This is a genomic window from Streptomyces sp. NBC_01116, assembly GCF_041435495.1.
Taxonomy (GTDB): domain Bacteria; phylum Actinomycetota; class Actinomycetes; order Streptomycetales; family Streptomycetaceae; genus Streptomyces.
Genome location: NZ_CP108644.1, coordinates 4,885,575 through 4,903,396 on the forward strand (window position 1 = coordinate 4,885,575; position 17,822 = coordinate 4,903,396).

Here is a 17,822-nt window from a genome sequence, read left to right on the forward strand (position 1 = left end):
GTCCGGGCGGGCCGTGCCTCAGACAGCGGCCGGTGTCGCGTGCCGCCCGGCGTACGGTCCGCCCAGCCCCCACGCCTGGTGCATCGCGTCGGCGAAGGCGGCGGCGAGTCTGTGCTCGCCCGTCGGGCCGGGGTGGGTGCCGTCGTAGGTGTCCGTGCGGATGTCGTACGCCGTGGGGTGCGAGGCCAGCAGGAGCGGTGAGGACGGTTCGTCGAGGTCGGCCACGGCCTTGGCGAGGAGTTCGTTGAAGCGGGCGCAGGAGGCGGCGAAGGGGGCGTCCGTCACGGCCCGGACGTTCGGTATCACCGGGAGCAGCACCATGCGCAGGTGCGGGTTCGCGGTGCGCGCCGCCGTGACGAACGCGCGGGCGTTGGCCGCCGTCTGCTCGGCGTCCGTGTAGAACCCGAGGTCTATCAGGCCGAGCGAGACCAGCAGCACGTCCGCCTCCGTCTCGCGCACCGCGTCCGCGATCACCGGGGCCATGTGCAGCCAGCCCTCGCCCCAGCCGGACAGGTGCCGGCGGGCGGCGGGCGGGAAGGACGGGTCGGCGTACGCGTGCGAGACCGGGGCGTTCGCCTCGATGTCGTACAGCGTCGTGCGCGGGCCGACGATCTCGTACGGGAGGCCCGGGAACGCCTCGAAGTGCTGCCACATCCGGTAGCGCCAGGTGAAGTCGCCGGTGGCGCCGATGGTCATGGAATCGCCGACCGGGAGAAAACGCATGGCGTCATCATGGCCGATCACGGCTCCGGCCTGCGACGTGACGATGGACACTTGGGCCATGCGCTCGTATCCGACCGGCCCGGCGGGCCGCGCCGCCGCCCTCGCCGCCGCTCTCGCCGTCACCGTTCCGCTGTTCGCCGGGGCCGGTCCGGCCGTGGCCGACGACGGGCGGCCCGACCGTGACTTCACGATCGAGGACCCCCGCATCACCGAGTCCAGCGGCCTCGCCGCCAGCCGCGCGCACCCCGGCGTCTACTGGACGCACAACGACAGCGACGACGGCCCCCACGTCTACGCCGTCGACTCCCGCACCGGGAAGACCCTCGCGACCATCACGATGCGGGGCGTGGGCGAGCCGAGGGACGTCGAGGGCATCTCGATCGGGCCGGACGGCGATCTGTACGTCGGTGACATCGGCGACAACCTCGACGGCACCTGGGACCACGTCTGGATCTACCGCTTCCCCGAGCCGAAGACCCTGCGCGACGCCACGGTCACGGCCGTGCAGTACGACGTGACGTACGCCGACGGGGCCCGCAACGCCGAGGCGCTGATGGTCCACCCGAAGACCGGCCGCGTCTACATCGCCTCCAAGAACGAGGACGGCGGCGGTCTCTACGAAGGCCCCGCGAAGCTGACCGCCGGCTCCGCGAACGTGTTCCGGCGGGTCGGCGAGGTGCCGTGGGTCACGGACGGGGCGTTCTCGCCCGACGGGACCCGGCTGGTGCTGCGCTCGTACTTCAGTGCCCGCGAGTACGCCTTCGAGGACGGCCGCCTCGGTGAGGACACGTCGGTCGCCGCCCCGTTCCAGCGGCAGGCGGAGTCGGTGACGTACACGGCGGACGGCTCGGCCCTGATGTTCGGCTCGGAGGGGGCCCGCAGTGAGGTCGTCCGCGTGGAGACGGAGGGCGGGAAGGGGAGCGGGTCCGGGTCCGGCGGAGGGTCCGGCGAGGGCTCCGGGGCTCCCTCGAAGGGCGGCGACCGGGAGGGCGCGGGCGAGGCCGGCGAGGGCGGCAGCGGCAACGCGGGCCTCGGGGCCGCCGTCCTCGTCGGGGTCGCGGCCCTCTGGTTCGCGCTGAAGCGGCGCCGCAAGTAGCGGAGCTTCCCAGGGCTTCCCGGAGCTTTCCGGCGGCCGGTGCGCTGCGCTCGTCGGCGCGCTCGCGGGGTGTTCGCGAGGCGGCTGCGCTCAGGTGTCGTCGTCCGTCACCGGCCACACCTCGTAGTGCAGGGTCCGGTCCCGTTTCAGCCGGTGCGCGAGCGGGACGAGCACGCCCTGCACGACGGGGTACTTGCGCGACAGCATCCGCGCCGCGTGCGTGTTCTCCTTCGTGCCCGGCCGCAGCAGCCGTGCGTGCGCCCTGATCTGCGGTCCGGTGGGGCTGCCCCGGACCGTGCAGGGGGCGATCTCCACCTGCGGGTGGTTGCGCATCCGGTCGACCTTCCAGGCGGAGGAGAACGTGCGGATGAACGCGTGATCGCCCTCGACGGCGATGTTGACCGGTGTGCCGACGGGGGTCCCGTCCTGCCGGTGGGTGCTCAGCAGGACGGCGTACTGCTTGACGAAAGGAGCGAGCTCCCGGCTGGCGTCCATATATCCATTGGGGCACGGGCCGGGGGTGCTGTCACTTCCGGGCTGCCGCCCGGTCCGTCGTCCGGTCGGCCGTCCGGTCGGCGGTTGGGCCAGCGGTCCGGTCGGCCGACCGCTCCTCGACCAGGGCCTCGAAACCGGCGATCAGCCGCCGCAGCCCGAACTCGAAGTGGTCGAACTCGGAGCTGAAGGTGTCCTCCGACAGGCCCGCCATCATCGGGTACGCGCCGCTGAGCATGGCCCGCTCCAGGTACGGGCGCTGGTTGTCCCAGAACTCCTGGTCGCTCAGCCCCGTCTGCCGGACTGCCTCCGCCTCGTCGGCCTGGGTGCGGGCCAGGCCCTCCACGAAGCTGTTGACCGTGATGATCACGCTGATCAGCTCGGGGTCGCGCAGCCCCATGGACCGCAGCGCGGTGAGGGAGAGCTCCAGGCCGCGCAGGGCGCTGGGACCGAGCACCGTACGGGCCTGGTTGATCTTCAGGAGCCAGGGGTGGCGGCGCAGGTTGTCCAGGTAGGTACGGGCCATGGCGTCGATGGACGCCCGCCAGTCGGCGGGGGGCGCGGGGGCGTCGCCGGGTCCCGTGCCGCGGTGGGGTCCCGTGCCGCCGTGGGGTTCCGTACGGGAGGGCAGGGGTTCGCCCAGCACCCGGTCGAGCATCAGGTCCAGCAGTTCGGCCTTGCCGGGGACGTACCGGTAGAGCGACATCGTGCCCGTGCCCAGATCGGCGGAGAGCCGGCGCATGGAGACGGCGGCCAGCCCTTCCGCGTCCGCGACGGAGATGGCGGCGGTGACGATCCGGTCCAGCGAGAGCCCCGGTTTGGGGCCGCGGCTGGGGCGGTCGCCGGTGCCCCACAGGAGCTCCAGGCTGCGTGCGATGTCGCCGCTCCCGGTGGTCGTGCCGTCCGTCGCCGCTGTCGATCCGTCTTTCGCCATGAGGTCAGCGTAGTGCTCCGGAGCGGAGTTGGGTACGCCGTACCCGTATAGGAGTACGCTGTACCCAATTCAAGGGTACGGTGTACCCAGTTGGCTTCCGGTCAGTTCGAGAAACAGGGGGTTGCAGCATGCTCATGCCTAAAACCGGAGGGGCGGGGTCCGCTTCCGGATACGCGGTGCTCGCCGAAGGCGTCGTGAAGCGGTACCGGGGCCGGGGGAAGGGCGGGACGGAGAAGCGGGCGCTCGACGGGTTCGACCTCGCCGTGCGCCCCGGCACCGTCCACGGCCTGCTCGGCCCGAACGGGGCGGGCAAGACCACCGCCGTGCGGGTCCTCGCCACGCTCCTGCGGTACGACGCGGGCCGGGCGGAGGTCGCCGGGCTCGACGTGGCGCGCGAACCCCGCCGCGTACGGAGCCGGATCGGGCTCACCGGCCAGTACGCGGCCGTCGACGAAGGTCTCACCGGGCGGCAGAACCTGGAGATGTTCGGACGGCTCTTCCACCTCGGCAACCGCCGGGCCCGGCAGCGCGCCGGGGAACTGCTGGACCGGTTCGACCTGACCGAGGCCGCCGACAAGGGCGCCAAGGAGTACAGCGGCGGCATGCGGCGGCGGCTCGACCTGGCCTCCTCGATGATCCTCCAGCCCGACGTGCTCTTCCTGGACGAGCCGACGACCGGGCTCGACCCGCGCGGCCGGGGCGAGGTCTGGGACGCGGTCCGGGCGCTGGTGGCGGGCGGTACGACGGTGCTGCTGACCACGCAGTACCTGGACGAGGCGGACAGGCTCGCCTCGCACATCACCGTCATCGACCGGGGACGGGCCATCGCCGACGACACCCCGGACGCGCTGAAGGACCGGGTGGGCGGCGACCGGATCGAGGTGGTGGCCGCCGACGCGGGGGACCTCGACGCGGTGGCGAGGACGGTCGACCGGGTGGCCGGGGGTGGACTCGTCGTCACCGACGCCACCGCCCGCCGGGTGCACGCCCAGGTCACCGACCGGGTGGCCGCACTCACCGAGGTGGCCCGGAGCCTCCAGGACGACGGGATCGCGGTGGAGGACATCGGACTGCGCCGACCGAGCCTGGACGACGTGTTCCTGCGCCTGACGGGCCACGGCACGGCACCAGACGCCGAGGACCACCAGGCCGCCGAGTACCGCGATCCCGGGCGTCGCGGCCCCGACCATCACGGCACCGAGGACCGTGGCACCGAGGACCACGGCACCGAGAACCACGACTCCGCGGAGGTGGCGGCGGCATGACCACACGCGAGAAGAACCCGGCAGCGGCAGCGGCTCCAGTTCCGGCTGTGGCTGTGGCTGCGGCTCCGGCTGTGGCTGCGGCGGACCCGGTCCGCGACCACGGCTCTGTGTTCTGGGCGGTCTCCGACTGCTGGAACATCACCCGCCGCACCCTCACCCACTACCAGCGCCACCCCTCCGCCGTCGTCTGGCAGCTCGGCTTCCCGATCCTCTCCGTCCTCCTCTACGGATACGTCTTCGGCAGCGCGATGAAGGTGCCCGGGGGCGGGGACTACCGGGAGTACCTGATGCCCGGCATGTTCGCCATGACCATGGCCATGGGCTTCATGAACACCGCCGTGGCCGTCGTCACCGACGCCGCCAAGGGGGTCGTCGACCGCTTCCGGTCCATGCCGATGGCGCCCTCCGCCTTCGCCTCCGGACGCGGGGCCGCCGACCTGGTGGTGGCCGCGGCCGAGCTGACCATCCTGGCCGTCACCGCGCTGCTGATGGGCTGGCGCGCGGACGGCGGGGTGATGGCCGGCCTCGGGGCGTTCGGGCTGCTCCTGCTGCTGCGGTTCAGCCTGATCTGGGTGGGCGTCTGGCTCGGCATGCTGGTGCCCACCCCGGAGGCGGCGGGCGGGCTGTACGCGGTGGCCTTCCCCGTCACGATGATCTCCAGCACCTTCGTGGCCCCGTCCCTGATGCCGGGCTGGCTGGGCACGATCGCGGCCTGGAACCCGATCTCCTCGACGGCGACGGCCACCCGCGAACTGTTCGGCAACCCGGTGGCGGGCGGCGGCACCTGGGTGGAGGAGCACGCGCTGCTGATGGCTCTGGTGTGGCCGCTCGTGATCACGCTGGTGTTCCTGCCGCTGGCGGTCCGGCGGTTCCAGCGCCTGAGCCGGTGAAGGTGCCCGCGCACCGGTCGTGAGGTGAAGGTGCCCGGGCGCCGGCCGTGAGCTGCGGAAATCATGGTGCCGGGGGCCCGGGTTCGGCATAGGGTCGGACACCGTGCCGACCACCACCACGCCCCTGCCCTTCACCACCGCCCGTCTCGACGCGCTCCCCCTCGAACCGGCGTACGCCGAGGAGATGGCGGCCGTCCTCGCGGACCCGGCGCTGTACGTGTTCACCGGGGGCGGCCCACCGGACCCGGCCGCGCTGCGGTCCCGGTACGAGCGGCAGAGCGCCGGTTCGCCGGACCCCGGGGAGCAGTGGTGGAACTGGGTGCTCCGGATCCGCGCGGACGGCAGGCTCGCCGGATACGTCCAGGCCACCGTACGGGGGCCCCGGGCGGAGATCGCCTGGGTGGTCGGGACGCCGTGGCAGGGCCGGGGCTACGCGAGCGAGGCCGCGCAGGGCCTCGCGGCGCACCTGGTCGCGACCGGAGGCGTCCGGGAGCTCGTCGCCCACATCCACCCCGACCACGCCGCCTCCGAGGCGGTGGCCACGGCGGCTGGCCTCCGGCCGACCGGGGAGTGGAAGGACGGCGAGAGGCGCTGGACGGGCAACCCGCCTGTGCCGGGGGCCCGTTAGGGCCTGTCGCGCCGGATGGCTTCGGCGGGGACCCGGAGCCCTGCGTGCCGCCCCGGCCGGTCAGGGTCGGCCTGAACTGCCGGGCGTTGCGGTGGAGACGGCCGGTGGTTGCTGGACCTCCAGGACGACTGCGGTTGCTGCCACGGACCGGTCCTCGTGCATGGTGATCACCTGGCCGGGCCGGAGGGTGAGGTCGGCTCGGATGATCCCGTGGCGGGTCTCGTAGCTGCGCCAGTGGCACCAGGCCGCGCTCTTCTCCAGCCACATCTGTTCGGCTGCGGTGGCCAGGGCCTCCCAGAGGCCGAGCGGGAGCCGCTGGCCGTCGCCGAGCTCCTCCAGCAGGCTGAGGGCTACTTCCCACTCGTCGTGAGCGAGGTACCCCCAGACGTCGTTCACCGTGATGTCGTTCTCGGTGGCGATCTCCTCGGGAACCAGCAGGGAAGCGGCTTCCAGCAGTTCGGGAACGCCCATGCTCCGAGTCTGGACCACGGTCTCCTGATTACGGCAGGTGCAGCAGTTTGCCGAGGATGCTGGAGAGCTGTCCGCGCTCCGTGGGGCTGAGGGCTTGGAAGGTTCCGTCAAGGAACTCGGGGACGGCGTCCTCGGCCCGGGCGAGGACGTGCCGGCCCGAGTCGGTGATGGTGACGGCGTACGCGCGACGGTCCGCGGCGTCCCGTTCGCGGCGTACGTGGCCTGCCTGTTCCAGGCCGTCGCAGAGGCCGACCATCACGCTGCGGTCGATGCGCAGTTCGTCGCTCAGGACGCGCTGCGAGCTGGGACCGACTTCGCCGAGCATCTTCAGCACCAGGTGCTGACCGACGCCGAGCCCGAGCGCGCCGGCCCTGGCGTCCGCCGCCCGGGCGACCGCGGCTGAGGCCCGGCACAGGGCGATGTCCAAACGCTCTGCGGCGAGCCGGGGGAAGTAGTCGGTGTTCGTGTGGTGCGGGGTGGTGGACGGCATGGGGTGTCTCCCTCCTGGCTGTCGCCACCGTAGCAGTAATCATCTGTGCCCAGATTGTTTGACGGCCAACGATGAGAATCGTATGCTCGCCAATCATCTGCTGGCCAATCATTGGTGCGTTGATGCTGTTGGTGTCGCCCGGCGCCACCCTCGCGTCCACCGCGGCCTGCGCCCCCGCGTCAGCCGCGAGACCCGGGCCCGCGCCTGGGCGTCGCCCGCGACAACACCCACCACCCGAGGAGGCTCCTCGTGACGCTGGATCTGACCCCCGACCAACTGCTGGCCACCACCCGCGCGGTGCGCAAACGCCTCGACCTGGAGCGCCCGGTGCCGCGGTCTCTGATCGAAGAGTGCATCGACCTCGCCACACAGGCGCCGACGGGGCGCAACCGGCAGCGCTGGCACTTCATCGTCGTCACCGACCCCGACCGGCGCCGCCTCGTCGGCGACATCTTCCGCCGCGCGCTGACCACCGGAGGCGGGCAGCCTCCGACCGAGCGGGACCTGCCACGCATGTTCGCCCATCCCGGCACCATGGAACGGATCTCGGACGGCCTGCGGCACCTGCACGACAACATCCACCGTGTGCCCGCCTTCGTCGTCCCGGCCATCGAGGGCCGCACGGAAGGCGCCTCCGTGCTCGACCAGTCCATGACCTGGGGGTCCGTCCTCCCGGCCGTGTGGAGCTTCATGCTCGCCGCGCGCGCCCGCGGGCTGGGCACCGTGTGGACCACGGCCCAGGGTCCGCTGGAGAAGGAACTCGCCGACGCACTCGGCGTGCCCCATGACGAGGTGATGCTCGCCGCCTTCATCCCGTTGGCGTTCACCATCGGTACCGACTTCAAGCCGGCCCGCCGGGTTCCTCGGGAGCAGGTCCTGCATTGGGAGCGGTGGTAGTGGAGCAAGATCATGACGCCACGGCGCACATGGGCAACCTCCGCGACCTGCTCGGACCCGCCTGAGCCCACGTCGGCGAGCCGATGGTCCGCCCTCCCCGATGCCCGGTGCGGTACCTCGCGACGCCGTCCCGGAGCGGATCAGTCGGGCTGCTTCTCCATGTGCGAGAGGACGCGGTTCGCGATGCGGGAGAGCGAGTCCAGCTCTTCCTGGGTGAGGGCGTCGATGAACAGTCGACGGACGTGCTCGACGTGCAGGGGAGCGGCGTCCTCGATCGCCTTCCGGCCTGCCGGGGTGGCGACGACGAACGCTCCGCGTCCGTCGTCGGGGCAGTCCTCCTTGGTCACCAGGCCGCGTTTCGCCATCCGCCCCACCTGATGGGACATGCGGCTCTTCTCCCACTCCACCAGCTTGGTCAGGTCCATGAAGCGGATCCGCCCGCCGGCCTCGGTGAGTTTGGCCAGCACGATGTAGTCGGCGGGAGACATGCGGGAGTCGGTCTGAACCTGGCGTGAGAGCCGTCCGATGAGCTTCTCCTGCATGCGGATGAAGCTGTCCCAGGCGGCCTGCTGCTCCGGGGTCAGCCAGTGTGGCGGTGCGTCCATGCGAGGAGCGTAACGAGGCGGTCGGCGGCGCGGCCATCTCCTGGGCGGGGCCGGTTCCCGCACCGGGCGACCGGTCTTCCGTACGTCCTGACAAGTCGGCGGCCACGACGGATAGTTGACGTGTCAATCACCGGTCCCTAGTGTGGATGACACGTCAACTAACTGGCTGCGGCACGCACACGTGAAGCTCCAGAAGGGGAATCCCATGAGCACCCAGAACAAGGCCGGACTCGACGCGCTGCTGACGCCGGAGGAGAGCGTCCTGGTGCTGATCGACCACCAGCCCTTCCAGTTCGCCAATCTGAACAGCCATGAGCCGACGATGATCGTCAACAACGTCGTCGGGCTCGCCAAGGCCGCCAAGGTCTACGACGTGCCGACCATCCTGACGACCGTTCTGGAGGAGCGCGGCGGCCTCCTCATCCAGGGCATCCAGGACGTGTTCCCGGAGCAGAAGCCGATCGACCGGACCTTCATCAACACCTGGCAGGATCAGCGGGTCGTCGACGCCGTCAAGGCGACCGGGCGGAAGAAGCTGATCCTGGCCGGGCTCTGGACGGAGATCTGCCTGGCGATGCCGGCCATCCAGGCGGCGGGTGAGGGGTTCGAGGTCTATGCGGTCACCGACGCGTCGGGGGGCGTGTCGGCCGAGGCCCACGACATGGCGGTGCGGCGCATGGTCCAGGCGGGCGTCGTGCCGATCACGTGGCTGGCCGTGATGGGGGAGTGGCAGCGCGACTGGGCCCGCGAGGCGACCATCCCGGGGGCCGCCGAGGTCCAGGCGCAGCACGGGGGCGCCACGGGGGTGGCCTTCGCCTGGGAGACGCAGCTCCTCGCCGGGAGTGCCCGGAGCGGTGTCTGACGCCGGGGCGGAACCGAGGACGAGTACCGTCCTGACCAGGACGTTGTGGACGGAAGAACGGACAGAGGACACATGGCGGTCGAAGTGAAGGATGTTCCCGAGGCCAAGCGGTACGAGGCCCGGGTCGACGGAGAGGCCGAGGTCGCGGGCGTCGCGGACTACCTTCGTACGGCGGAGCTCATCGCGTTCCTCCACACCGAGGTCTCGCCCGCGTACGAGGGCAGGGGGGTCGGGTCGGCACTGGCCCGCACCTCCCTGGACGAGGCGCGCGCCGCCGGCCTGCGGGTGCTGCCCACCTGCCCGTTCTACGCGGGATGGATCGCCCGGCACCCCGAATACCAGGACCTGCTGTACCAGTCGCGCAGCAAGGTCAGCGACTGAACGCCGGGGGAGAGGGAGAGGCGCGGAGCCGCTCCCTCTCCCTTTCCCTTGCCCACTCCTCGTAGTCGCCCGGGGCCGGGGCCGGTGAAGGCGCGCCTAGAGTGGCGGCCATGACTGCCACTGACTCCACGCCCGATTTCCAGCGTGCCACCCGCGACTCGTACGACACCATGGCCCCCGCCTACCTCGAGTTCGCCCGGGGTGAGTTGGCGGCCAAGCCCCTGGAACGCGCGCTGTTGAGCACGTTCGCGGAACTCGCGGCGGCCGGCGGCAGCGGTCTGCCCGTGGCCGACGTCGGCTGCGGCACGGGCCGGGTGACCGCGCATCTGCACGAACTGGGCCTGGGGCTGGACCTGTTCGGGATCGACCTCTCCCCGCGGATGGTCGCCGTGGCGCGGGAGGAGCACCCGGGCCTGCGCTTCGAGGAGGGCTCCATGCTCGACCTCGGGCTGCCGGACGCCTCGCTGGGCGGGCTGCTCGCCTGGTACTCCACCATCCACGTCCCGGACGACGAACTGCCGCGCGCCTTCGCGGAGTTCCACCGCGTGCTGGCCCCGGGGGCCCACGTACAGCTGGGCTTCCAGGTCGGGGACGAGGCGCTGCGGCTGACGGAGGCGTGGGGCATGGAGATCGCGCTCGACTTCCACCGGCGGCAGCCGGAGCGGATCGCCACGCTGCTGCGGGAGGCGGGCCTGGAGGTCCGGTCCGTGGTGTGGCGGGAGCGGGACACGGAAGGGCCGTTCCCGGAGCGGGCGCCGCAGGGGTTCGTGCTGGCGCGGAGGCCGCTCGCGGTCTGACGCGGCCTGACCCCGGTTGCCGTCCGGCCTCGCCGGCCGCCTGCCGCCTGTCCCAGCCGCCTCGCCCGCCGTCTGGCCCTCCGGCCTGCTCGCTGTCCTGCCTGACCTAGGCCCTGTCGTCAAACTGCCGCCTGTCCCGCACGGCGCCCGCCGGCTGTCCCGCCCGGTCCGCCCGCTGTCCTGACCGGCGCGGGCGGGGGTCTCGTCGCACCACCGGCTCACTCAGGATGCGAAGTGCCCCATAGTGACCAGACTGGTCACCATGGCAGACCAACGTTCAGCGCGCGCCGAACGCTCCTCCCCGGGGACCCGGAAGAAGTCCTCGGCCGGGAAGGGGCCCGAGCACGCGGCCCGCGCCGCCTGTCAGAGCCTGGAAGCACTGATCAGCCACCCGGCCGAGGGCGTCTCCGCGATCCGACGGTTCGACGACGACGGCTGGTGCGTCGTCGTGGACGTCCTCGAAGTGCCCCGCATCCCGGACACGACCAGTCTCCTCGCCTCGTACGAGGTGCGGCTCGACGGGGACGGTGAACTCGTGGAGTACGCCCGGGTCCGCCGTTACCGGCGCGGTGCCGCCGACGAGTGACCTCACTCCGTCCGACAGCTGGAAGGACCCACCCCCATGACGACCACGACCTACGTCGACGGCGCCGCCCCGTGCCCGCCCCGCGCCGGCACGCTCTACGACGTGCTGGAGCTCATTCTCGACCGGGGCATGGTGATCGACGTATTCGTACGCGTCTCCCTGGTCGGCATCGAGATCCTCAAGATCGACGCGCGCATAGTCGTGGCGAGTGTCGACACCTACTTGCGCTTCGCCGAGGCGTGCAACCGGCTCGACCTCGAACGTGACTCCGGCAGCACCACCGTCCCCGAACTGCTCAGCGGCTCCGCCGCCCGATCGATCGGCAAGCGGAAGGTGCGCAAGGCCGCGGAGTCGGTCGGCGACACCGTACGGAAGGCGGTCGGGGCCGGCGGGTCCGATGACGACGACGATGTCGACGAGGAAGAGGCGGAGGAACGTCCGGCGCGCCCGAAGAAGCGCCGCGCCCCCGCCCGCAGCAGCGGCAGCAGCAGCGGTGGCACGAGCCGTCGCCGCAGGGCAGAGGTCTGACGTGCGCGCGGACGGCCCGGGGACGGGCACGGCCGACGGACCGGGGCTGTACGTGTACGCGGTCGTCCGGGCAGGAACGCCGCTGCCCCGGAAGTCCGGGGGCGTCGGCAGCCCGCCCGCCCCGCTCCGGACGGTCGGGGTGGGCCCGGTGGCCGCGGTCGTCAGCGCCGCTCCCGCACAGCTGCGGGCCCGGCGGCGCGACCTGCTGGCCCACCAGGAGCTCCTGACACGCCTGGCGGGAAGCGGGCCCGTCCTGCCGATGCGCTTCGGCATGGTCGCCCCGGACGAGGACGCGCTGCGCGCCCAGCTGACCCGGGCGGAGGCGGGCCACCTCGCCGCCCTGGACCGCGTCGACGGGCACATCGAGATGAACGTCAAGGCCCTGCCGGCCCACGACTCCCTCGCCGCACTCGTGGCGGGGGACGCGGCCGTACGGCGGCTGCGCGAGGAAACCCGCAGGCGGCCCGGGTACGAGGCCAATGTGCGCCTGGGCGCGGCCGTCGCGTCCGCCCTGGCGCGCCGGGCGGGCGACGCGGGACGGCGGGTGCTGCGCGATCTGGCTCCCATGGCCCGGGCGACGGCCGGGGGCCCCGAGGTCCCCGGCTGCGCGCTCAACGTGTCCTTCCTGGTGGCGCGGGCGGACAGCGACCGGTTCCGCGCGACGGCCGATCGTTTCGCGGCGGCCCACCGCGACCACGTGGAGCTCCGCCTCGCGGGGCCACTGCCCTGCTACAGCTTCGTCGACGCCGGGCACACGAGCCCGTCGGCACCGGCCGGTGGAGGCTGACGATGGGGCTGATCTCCGGACTGCTGATGCTTCCCCTCGCGCCCGCCCGGGGCGTGGTGTGGGTCGCGGAGCGGTTGCAGGACGCCGCCGAGCGCGAACTCTACGACCCCGGAGTGATCCGCGCGCAGCTGGCGGCCCTCAACCAGGAGCTCGACGAGGGGCACATCGGGCTGGACGAGTTCGAGGCGCAAGAGGAAAGGCTGCTCGACCGGCTGTACGCGACACAGGCCGGCCGGACACCGACGACAGAAGGTGACCGACATGGATGACCAGGCAAAGGCGGCCCTCGCAGCCGCCGTAGTGGGCGGATATGTGCTGGGCCGGACGAAGAAGGGCCGGCTGGCGCTGAGCGTCGCGACCTATCTGGCGGGGCGCCGGTTCGGACTCGAACCCCGCCAGTTGGCCGCCGAGGGAATGCGCAGGCTCGGTGAGGTGCCTCAAGTCGCCGAATTGCAGGAGCAGTTGCGGGGCGAGGTTCTCGACGCGGGACGCCAGGCGGTGACGGCCGCAGCCAACCGCTCCATGGCCTCCCTGGCGGACGCCATCGGCGACCGGACGGCCCGGCTCACGGCGGCGCCGGACGACGAGGCGGACGAAGAGGACGAGGGCGAGTACGAGGACGAGGAGCCCGAGGAGGAGCCGGAGGGCGAGGACGAGGACGAGGAGGAAGACGAGGAAGACGAGGAAGACGAGTACGAGGACGAGGACGAGGAGCCCGAAGACGAGGAGCCCGAAGACGAGGAGCCCGAAGAGGAGGAGCCCGAAGAGGAGGAGCCCGAAGAGGAGGAGGACGAGCCCGAAGAAGAGGAAGAGGAAGAGGCGGCCCCGCCGCAGCCTTCCCGGGCGAGGAAGTCCCCCTCCAGGAAGTCCGCCCCGGCCAGGAAGTCGGCGGAGAAGAAGTCCGCTCCGGCCAAGAAGGCTGCGGGGAAGAAGGCGGCTCCCGCCAAGAAGGCCCCGGCCAAGAAGGCTCCGGCGAAGAAGGCCGCTCCCGCCAAGAAGGCCCCGGCCAAGAAGGCTCCGGCGAAGAAGGCCGCTCCCGCCAAGAAGGCCCCGGCCAAGAAGGCCGCTCCAGCGAAGAAGGCCTCGGCGAAGAAGACCGCACCGGCCAAGAAGTCCGCCGCCAAGAAGTCCGCCCCCCAGAAGTCTGCCGCGAAGAAGACAGCGACGTCGTCGAAGCGGTCAGCATCCAAGCGCGCCGATCGCCGGAGGTAGTCAGCCATGGCAACGACGGACAAGGACGAATCCGAGGCTCCGGCGGAGTCGGGCATCGGCCGGATCAAAGAAGAACTGTCGAAATTCGCCGGCGCTCAGGTCCAGCAGCTCGCCGAAAAGGCGGGCAGCAAACTCTCCGATCTCACCGGCCAGTTGACCGACGCGGCCGAGAACGGCGGCTCACTGCCCGCCATCGGTTCCCGCGTGCTCCAGGGCGAATCCCCGGTGAAGGCGTTCGTCTCGGAGAAGGCCAAGGGCGCGAAGGACGCGGTGGTGGACAAGGCGAAGAGCGCGCTCGGTGGGGGCGGTGGCAAGGGCAACCGCAAGGCCGGCGGCGGCAAGTTCATGAACATCATCGAAGTGATCGACGTCGGTGTGCCGCTGCGTACCGCCTACGACGCCTGGACGCAGTACGAAGAGTTCAGCGGCTTCATGAAGGGCGTCCAGAGCGTCTCCAAGGGCGAGGACGAGGAAAGTGACTGGAAGGTCAAGGTCGGCCCCTCCACCCGCAGCTTCAAGGCCACGGTGCAGGAACAGGTGCCGGACGACCGGATCGTCTGGACCTCCGAGGGCGCCAAGGGCAGCACACGCGGAGCCATCAGCTTCCATGAGCTCGCTTCGAACCTGACCCGCATCGTGCTGGTCATGGAGTACTACCCGTCCGGGTTCTTCGAGAAGACCGGCAACCTCTGGCGCGCCCAGGGCCGCCGCGTACGGCTGGACTTCAAGCACTTCCAGCGGTACGTGAGCCTCACCGAAGAAGAGCCCGAGGGGTGGCGCGGCGAGATCCGCGACGGCGAAGTCGTGGTCAGCCACGAGGAGGCGGTCGAGCGCGAGGAGGAGGAAGAGGCCGAGGCCGAGGACGGGGAGGGCGAGGACGAGGAGTCCGGCGAGGAGGAGCCGGAGGACGAGGAGCCCGAGGAGGACGAGGAGGACGAGGAGGAGCCCGAGGAGGAAGACGAGGAAGACGAGGAAGACGAGGAGCCGGAGGAAGACGAGGAAGAGGAGGACGAGGAGCCTGACGAGGACGAGGACGAGGACGAAGAGGAAGACGAGGACGAGGACGAGGACGAAGAGGAAGACGAGGAAGAGCCGGAGGAGCCGCCCGCCAAGAAGCGCGCGAGCCGAAGGCGCCGGTCCGGGGCCTCGCGGTGACCGACCTCGACTTCCGCCAGGGAGGGCCGCCGGCCAACGGCCCTCACACCACCAACCTCGCCGACATCCTCGAACGCGTCCTCGACAAGGGCATCGTCATCGCCGGGGACATCAAGATCGACCTCCTCGACATCGAGCTCCTCACCATCCGGCTCCGTCTCTTCGTGGCGTCCGTCGACACCGCGAAGAAGGCGGGCATCGACTGGTGGGAGACCGATCCCGCCCTCAGCTCCCGAGCCTCGCGCAATGCCTTGGAGGACGAGAACCGCCGGCTGCGGGAACGCCTCCAGGCCCTCGAACCGGGGACGGACGAGGACCGTGGCCCGCGCTCGGACCGAAGCGCCGACAGGGACGACGGGAACAAGAGAAGCGAGAGAAGCGACAGCAAGGAGACCGGGCAGAGATGACCGATCGCGCCCACCGGGACCAGGCTCCGGGCACCGGTGTCACGTATGTGTTCGCCGTCTGCCGGGGCACCCGTGCCACGCACACCGCCGATGTCACCGGTCTGGTCGGCATGCCCGGAGGCTCGGCCGTCCGGCTGCTGCCCTCCGGGCCGCTCACCGCCGTGGTCCAGACCGTCCCGGCCGCCGACTTCACGGACGAGGTCTGGCAGGCGCGGCTCTCCGACCCGTGTGAGATCGAGCGGTACGCGCGGGCCCACCACGAGGTCGTGTCCGCCGCGGCCGCTCACGGGCCCGCCGTACCACTGCCCCTCGCCACGCTCTACCACGACGACGACCGGGCCCGTCGCGCGCTCGACGACGAGGCACACCGGTTCCACCGGGTGCTGAAGCGCATCGCGCACCACGCCGAATGGGGCGTGAAGGTGTACGAGCCCGCGGCCGCTCCCGAGGGACCCGAGGAGAGGGAGCCCGCCATCGCCGGGGGCGGCGGGCGCGAGGCTCCCGCCGCCGGTGCGGGGCTCGCCTACCTGAACCGCAGGCGCGGGGTCCAGGAGCGGCGCGAGCGGCGCCGGGAACAGGCCCTGTCCGTCGCGGAATCCGTGGACGCCGAACTCCGTGAGCTGGCCGCCGCGTCGCGCCGCCTCCGTACGCACGGAGCCGTACCGGGGGGTGACGGCCGGGTGCACGTGCTCAATGCCACCTACCTCGTGGCCGAGCACAGGTCGGACGAGCTGGACGCTCTGGTACGGGGCTTGGGCGAGCGGACCGGGGCGCGGATCGAGCTGACCGGCCCCTGGGTGCCGTACTCCTTCGTCGGGGAGGTGTAGCCATGGCGGCGGCGGAGCGCGCGGTGGTTCCCTGGGACAGCCCGGAGCCCTTGAGCGGGCCCATCGGGGTGCCGCTGGTGGACCTGCTGGACCGTGTTCTGGCGACCGGTGTCGTCGTCAGCGGGGACCTGGTGATCGCCATCGCCGACGTACCCCTGGTGCGGGTGTCCCTGCACGCCCTCCTGTCGTCGGTCAGCGAGCGGGTTCCGGCGCCCTGGGCCGACGGGGGGCCGCTGTGACGGCCCCGGGCAGGGCCCCGGGTTCACGGGTCGATCTGGACTCCGAGCAGATGGGGCGGGACCTGGTGGCCCTGGTCCTCACCGTGGTGGAGCTCCTCCGGCAACTGATGGAACGGCAGGCGATCCGCCGGGTCGAACAGGGCGACCTCAGTGACGAGCAGGTCGAGGAGATCGGGACCACGCTCATGCTGCTCGACCAGCGGATGAAGGAGCTCTGCGACCAGCACGGAGTGCGACCCGAGGACCTCAACCTGGACCTCGGACCGCTGGGGACGCTGCTGCCACGCGACTGAGGCCGGGTACCTCGAATGGCGGATGACCACGGGCAGGCGGAGAGTGAGGAGGGGGGCCGCACGGGCGGGAGGAGCGCCCGTGGCAATCACTCTCTGTGAGGCTGACATGGTCGACATCGAATCTCGGAGCGGAAACCCGGCGACGAGCGGCGGGAACCAGGAAAGCGGCGTGCGCGGCAGGACCACCATCGCCGACGGCGTCGTTGCCACCATCGCGGAGATCGCCATCCGCGAGACGGACGGTGTCCATTCGGTGGGCAAGGGCGCGTCGAAGGCGCTGGGCGCCGTGACGGGCAGGGTGTCCGGGTCCTCGGGCAGGGGACGGACCGTGAAGGTCGAGGTGGGCGAGAAACAGACGGCGATCGACGTCGACGTCGAGGTGGAGTACGGGTTTCCGATCCATGAGCTGGCCGACCGGATCCGCACGCACGTCGTCGACGCCGTGGAGACGATGACCGGGCTGGAGGTCGTCGAGATCAACATCAACGTCTTCGACGTGCACATCCCCGACGAGGACGACGAGGACGGCTCGGACGGCGCCGATTCCGGAAGGGGCGGTTCCCGCGTGCAGTGAGCCCGGCCCGGCCGATTGTCAGTGGCGGCTGTGAGGATGGGGACACCGGCACGACGGGCTGACCGGTACAGCGGAATGAGGGGGACCCCATGGGCGCGTGGGACATCGGCCACTTCGACAACGACACCGCGGCCGACTTCGGCGGGCGGGTCGACGACGCGGAGCCCGGCGAGAAGGCCGACGTGCTCCGGGAGGTGCTGAGCACCATCGCGGAGACGGGGCCGGAGGACTATGCGGACTGCGGGGAGGAGGCGGTGGCCGCCGCCGCGCTGATCGCCGCGCAGTGCCCCGGGGGAGAGCCCGTCACCACCGCGTACGGCCCGAAAGATCCGCTGCCGCCGCTCCCCGCCGATCTCCGCCCGCTGGCCGTCCGCGCCCTGGACCGACTCGGTGCGGAGAACGCGGAGCCGCTGGACCTGTGGGCGGAGGCCGGTGAGGACCAGGCGTGGCTGGCGGGGATAGCCGCGTTGCGCGCGGTGCTGGTGGAGGCTTCGGGGGAGTAGGACCCGCGTCTTCAGCGTTTCGAGCGGCCCGCGCGCACGATCTCGTCGACGTCCAGGGAGACCTCGGCGCCGATCGAGGCCGGGAGCGGGGCCTGCTGGCCGGGGGCGTAGACCTCGTGGCGGTCGTAGCCGGCGGGAAGCGGCTCGGTCAACGCTCCTGGCATATGCCACTCAGTCGAG

The 17,822-nt window shown here is 71.6% G+C and carries 26 protein-coding genes and 1 pseudogene; 20 read left to right on the forward strand and 7 right to left on the reverse strand.

Going from position 1 to position 17,822, the window contains the following annotated elements; genetic code table 11:
- Window positions 1-18 precede the first annotated feature (18 nt).
- On the reverse strand, window positions 19-783 hold the full coding sequence (locus OG245_RS21365; protein ID WP_371625091.1) for a GDSL-type esterase/lipase family protein: 765 nt from the start codon (window positions 781-783) through the stop codon (window positions 19-21).
- Here OG245_RS21365 and OG245_RS21370 point away from each other — a divergent pair.
- Window positions 782-1,819, forward strand: a complete 1,038-nt coding sequence (locus tag OG245_RS21370; RefSeq protein WP_371625092.1) for a WD40 repeat domain-containing protein — start codon at window positions 782-784, stop codon at window positions 1,817-1,819. The genes OG245_RS21365 and OG245_RS21370 overlap by 2 nt on opposite strands.
- Window positions 1,820-1,909: 90 nt before the next feature.
- On the opposite strand, the gene OG245_RS21375 is transcribed toward OG245_RS21370, so the two are convergent.
- Both OG245_RS21375 and OG245_RS21380 read right to left on the reverse strand, forming a co-directional pair.
- Complete coding sequence (locus tag OG245_RS21375) at window positions 1,910-2,314, reverse strand: PPOX class F420-dependent oxidoreductase (protein ID WP_371625093.1); 405 nt, start codon at window positions 2,312-2,314, stop codon at window positions 1,910-1,912.
- 31 nt (window positions 2,315-2,345) lie between these two features.
- A complete protein-coding gene (locus OG245_RS21380) occupies window positions 2,346-3,245 on the reverse strand; it encodes a TetR/AcrR family transcriptional regulator (RefSeq protein ID WP_371625094.1) in 900 nt (299 codons plus the stop codon).
- Between the two features lie 128 nt (window positions 3,246-3,373).
- Between OG245_RS21380 and OG245_RS21385 the strand changes: the two genes are divergently transcribed.
- The 3 genes from OG245_RS21385 (at window position 3,374) to OG245_RS21395 (ending at window position 6,028) form a co-directional block, all read left to right on the forward strand.
- On the forward strand, window positions 3,374-4,510 hold the full coding sequence (locus OG245_RS21385; RefSeq protein WP_371625095.1) for an ATP-binding cassette domain-containing protein: 1,137 nt from the start codon (window positions 3,374-3,376) through the stop codon (window positions 4,508-4,510).
- Window positions 4,507-5,400 carry an ABC transporter permease gene (locus OG245_RS21390; protein ID WP_371625096.1) on the forward strand — a complete coding sequence of 298 codons (894 nt, stop codon included), beginning with the start codon at window positions 4,507-4,509 and terminating at the stop codon, window positions 5,398-5,400. The genes OG245_RS21385 and OG245_RS21390 overlap by 4 nt, the downstream gene beginning before the upstream one ends.
- Window positions 5,401-5,503: 103 nt before the next feature.
- Window positions 5,504-6,028 (forward strand): GNAT family N-acetyltransferase, encoded by a 525-nt coding sequence (locus OG245_RS21395; RefSeq protein ID WP_371625097.1) that lies wholly within the window; start codon window positions 5,504-5,506, stop codon window positions 6,026-6,028.
- 60 nt (window positions 6,029-6,088) lie between these two features.
- Here the strand turns inward: OG245_RS21395 and OG245_RS21400 are convergent, their stop codons facing one another.
- Both OG245_RS21400 and OG245_RS21405 read right to left on the reverse strand, forming a co-directional pair.
- Window positions 6,089-6,499 carry a hypothetical protein gene (locus OG245_RS21400; RefSeq protein WP_371625098.1) on the reverse strand — a complete coding sequence of 137 codons (411 nt, stop codon included), beginning with the start codon at window positions 6,497-6,499 and terminating at the stop codon, window positions 6,089-6,091.
- Between the two features lie 28 nt (window positions 6,500-6,527).
- The gene (locus OG245_RS21405) at window positions 6,528-6,989 is read right to left on the reverse strand and encodes a MarR family winged helix-turn-helix transcriptional regulator (protein ID WP_371625099.1); all 462 of its coding nucleotides are present in this window, start codon (window positions 6,987-6,989) and stop codon (window positions 6,528-6,530) included.
- A 249-nt stretch (window positions 6,990-7,238) separates the two neighbouring features.
- Between OG245_RS21405 and OG245_RS21410 the strand changes: the two genes are divergently transcribed.
- Window positions 7,239-7,886 carry a nitroreductase family protein gene (locus tag OG245_RS21410; protein ID WP_371625100.1) on the forward strand — a complete coding sequence of 216 codons (648 nt, stop codon included), beginning with the start codon at window positions 7,239-7,241 and terminating at the stop codon, window positions 7,884-7,886.
- Between the two features lie 140 nt (window positions 7,887-8,026).
- Here OG245_RS21410 and OG245_RS21415 read toward each other — a convergent pair whose 3' ends face one another.
- Window positions 8,027-8,491, reverse strand: a complete 465-nt coding sequence (locus OG245_RS21415) for a MarR family winged helix-turn-helix transcriptional regulator (protein WP_371625101.1) — start codon at window positions 8,489-8,491, stop codon at window positions 8,027-8,029.
- Window positions 8,492-8,696: 205 nt separating this feature from the next.
- On the opposite strand from OG245_RS21415, the gene OG245_RS21420 reads away from it, so the two are divergent.
- From OG245_RS21420 to OG245_RS21490, 15 genes are all read left to right on the forward strand, one after another.
- Entirely contained in the window at window positions 8,697-9,353 is a 657-nt protein-coding gene (locus OG245_RS21420) for a hydrolase (RefSeq protein ID WP_371625102.1), read from the forward strand.
- A 72-nt stretch (window positions 9,354-9,425) separates the two neighbouring features.
- Entirely contained in the window at window positions 9,426-9,734 is a 309-nt protein-coding gene (locus OG245_RS21425; protein WP_003967227.1) for a GNAT family N-acetyltransferase, read from the forward strand.
- 110 nt (window positions 9,735-9,844) lie between these two features.
- Window positions 9,845-10,531, forward strand: a complete 687-nt coding sequence (locus tag OG245_RS21430; RefSeq protein ID WP_371625103.1) for a class I SAM-dependent methyltransferase — start codon at window positions 9,845-9,847, stop codon at window positions 10,529-10,531.
- 262 nt (window positions 10,532-10,793) lie between these two features.
- Window positions 10,794-11,117: a gas vesicle protein gene (locus tag OG245_RS21435; protein ID WP_371625104.1), complete on the forward strand. Its 324-nt coding sequence runs from the start codon at window positions 10,794-10,796 to the stop codon at window positions 11,115-11,117.
- Window positions 11,118-11,153: 36 nt separating this feature from the next.
- A complete protein-coding gene (gene gvpJ, locus OG245_RS21440) occupies window positions 11,154-11,645 on the forward strand; it encodes a gas vesicle protein GvpJ (RefSeq protein ID WP_371625105.1) in 492 nt (163 codons plus the stop codon).
- Window position 11,646: 1 nt separating this feature from the next.
- Window positions 11,647-12,432: a GvpL/GvpF family gas vesicle protein gene (locus OG245_RS21445; RefSeq protein WP_371625106.1), complete on the forward strand. Its 786-nt coding sequence runs from the start codon at window positions 11,647-11,649 to the stop codon at window positions 12,430-12,432.
- A 2-nt stretch (window positions 12,433-12,434) separates the two neighbouring features.
- Window positions 12,435-12,701, forward strand: coding sequence for a gas vesicle protein GvpG (locus OG245_RS21450; RefSeq protein ID WP_003967222.1), 267 nt, complete (start codon window positions 12,435-12,437; stop codon window positions 12,699-12,701).
- The gene (locus tag OG245_RS21455) at window positions 12,694-13,644 is read left to right on the forward strand and encodes a histone protein (protein WP_371625107.1); all 951 of its coding nucleotides are present in this window, start codon (window positions 12,694-12,696) and stop codon (window positions 13,642-13,644) included. The genes OG245_RS21450 and OG245_RS21455 overlap by 8 nt, the downstream gene beginning before the upstream one ends.
- A 6-nt stretch (window positions 13,645-13,650) precedes the next feature.
- On the forward strand, window positions 13,651-14,799 hold the full coding sequence (locus tag OG245_RS21460) for an SRPBCC family protein (RefSeq protein ID WP_371625108.1): 1,149 nt from the start codon (window positions 13,651-13,653) through the stop codon (window positions 14,797-14,799).
- On the forward strand, window positions 14,796-15,206 hold the full coding sequence (locus tag OG245_RS21465; RefSeq protein ID WP_371625109.1) for a gas vesicle protein: 411 nt from the start codon (window positions 14,796-14,798) through the stop codon (window positions 15,204-15,206). Before OG245_RS21460 ends, OG245_RS21465 begins: the two co-directional genes overlap by 4 nt.
- Window positions 15,203-16,033, forward strand: a complete 831-nt coding sequence (locus tag OG245_RS21470) for a GvpL/GvpF family gas vesicle protein (RefSeq protein ID WP_371625110.1) — start codon at window positions 15,203-15,205, stop codon at window positions 16,031-16,033. Before OG245_RS21465 ends, OG245_RS21470 begins: the two co-directional genes overlap by 4 nt.
- 2 nt (window positions 16,034-16,035) lie before the next feature.
- Window positions 16,036-16,272, forward strand: a complete 237-nt coding sequence (locus OG245_RS21475) for a gas vesicle protein (protein WP_003967217.1) — start codon at window positions 16,036-16,038, stop codon at window positions 16,270-16,272.
- Window positions 16,269-16,565 carry a gas vesicle protein K gene (locus tag OG245_RS21480; protein ID WP_371625111.1) on the forward strand — a complete coding sequence of 99 codons (297 nt, stop codon included), beginning with the start codon at window positions 16,269-16,271 and terminating at the stop codon, window positions 16,563-16,565. The genes OG245_RS21475 and OG245_RS21480 overlap by 4 nt, the downstream gene beginning before the upstream one ends.
- Before the next feature lie 106 nt (window positions 16,566-16,671).
- Window positions 16,672-17,139: an Asp23/Gls24 family envelope stress response protein gene (locus OG245_RS21485; RefSeq protein ID WP_371627944.1), complete on the forward strand. Its 468-nt coding sequence runs from the start codon at window positions 16,672-16,674 to the stop codon at window positions 17,137-17,139.
- A gap of 89 nt (window positions 17,140-17,228) precedes the next feature.
- Window positions 17,229-17,642 carry a DUF4259 domain-containing protein gene (locus OG245_RS21490; protein ID WP_371625112.1) on the forward strand — a complete coding sequence of 138 codons (414 nt, stop codon included), beginning with the start codon at window positions 17,229-17,231 and terminating at the stop codon, window positions 17,640-17,642.
- 11 nt (window positions 17,643-17,653) lie between these two features.
- Here OG245_RS21490 and OG245_RS21495 read toward each other — a convergent pair.
- Window positions 17,654-17,794, reverse strand: a pseudogene (locus OG245_RS21495) (Uma2 family endonuclease); the annotation flags it as partial.
- Window positions 17,795-17,822 lie beyond the last annotated feature (28 nt).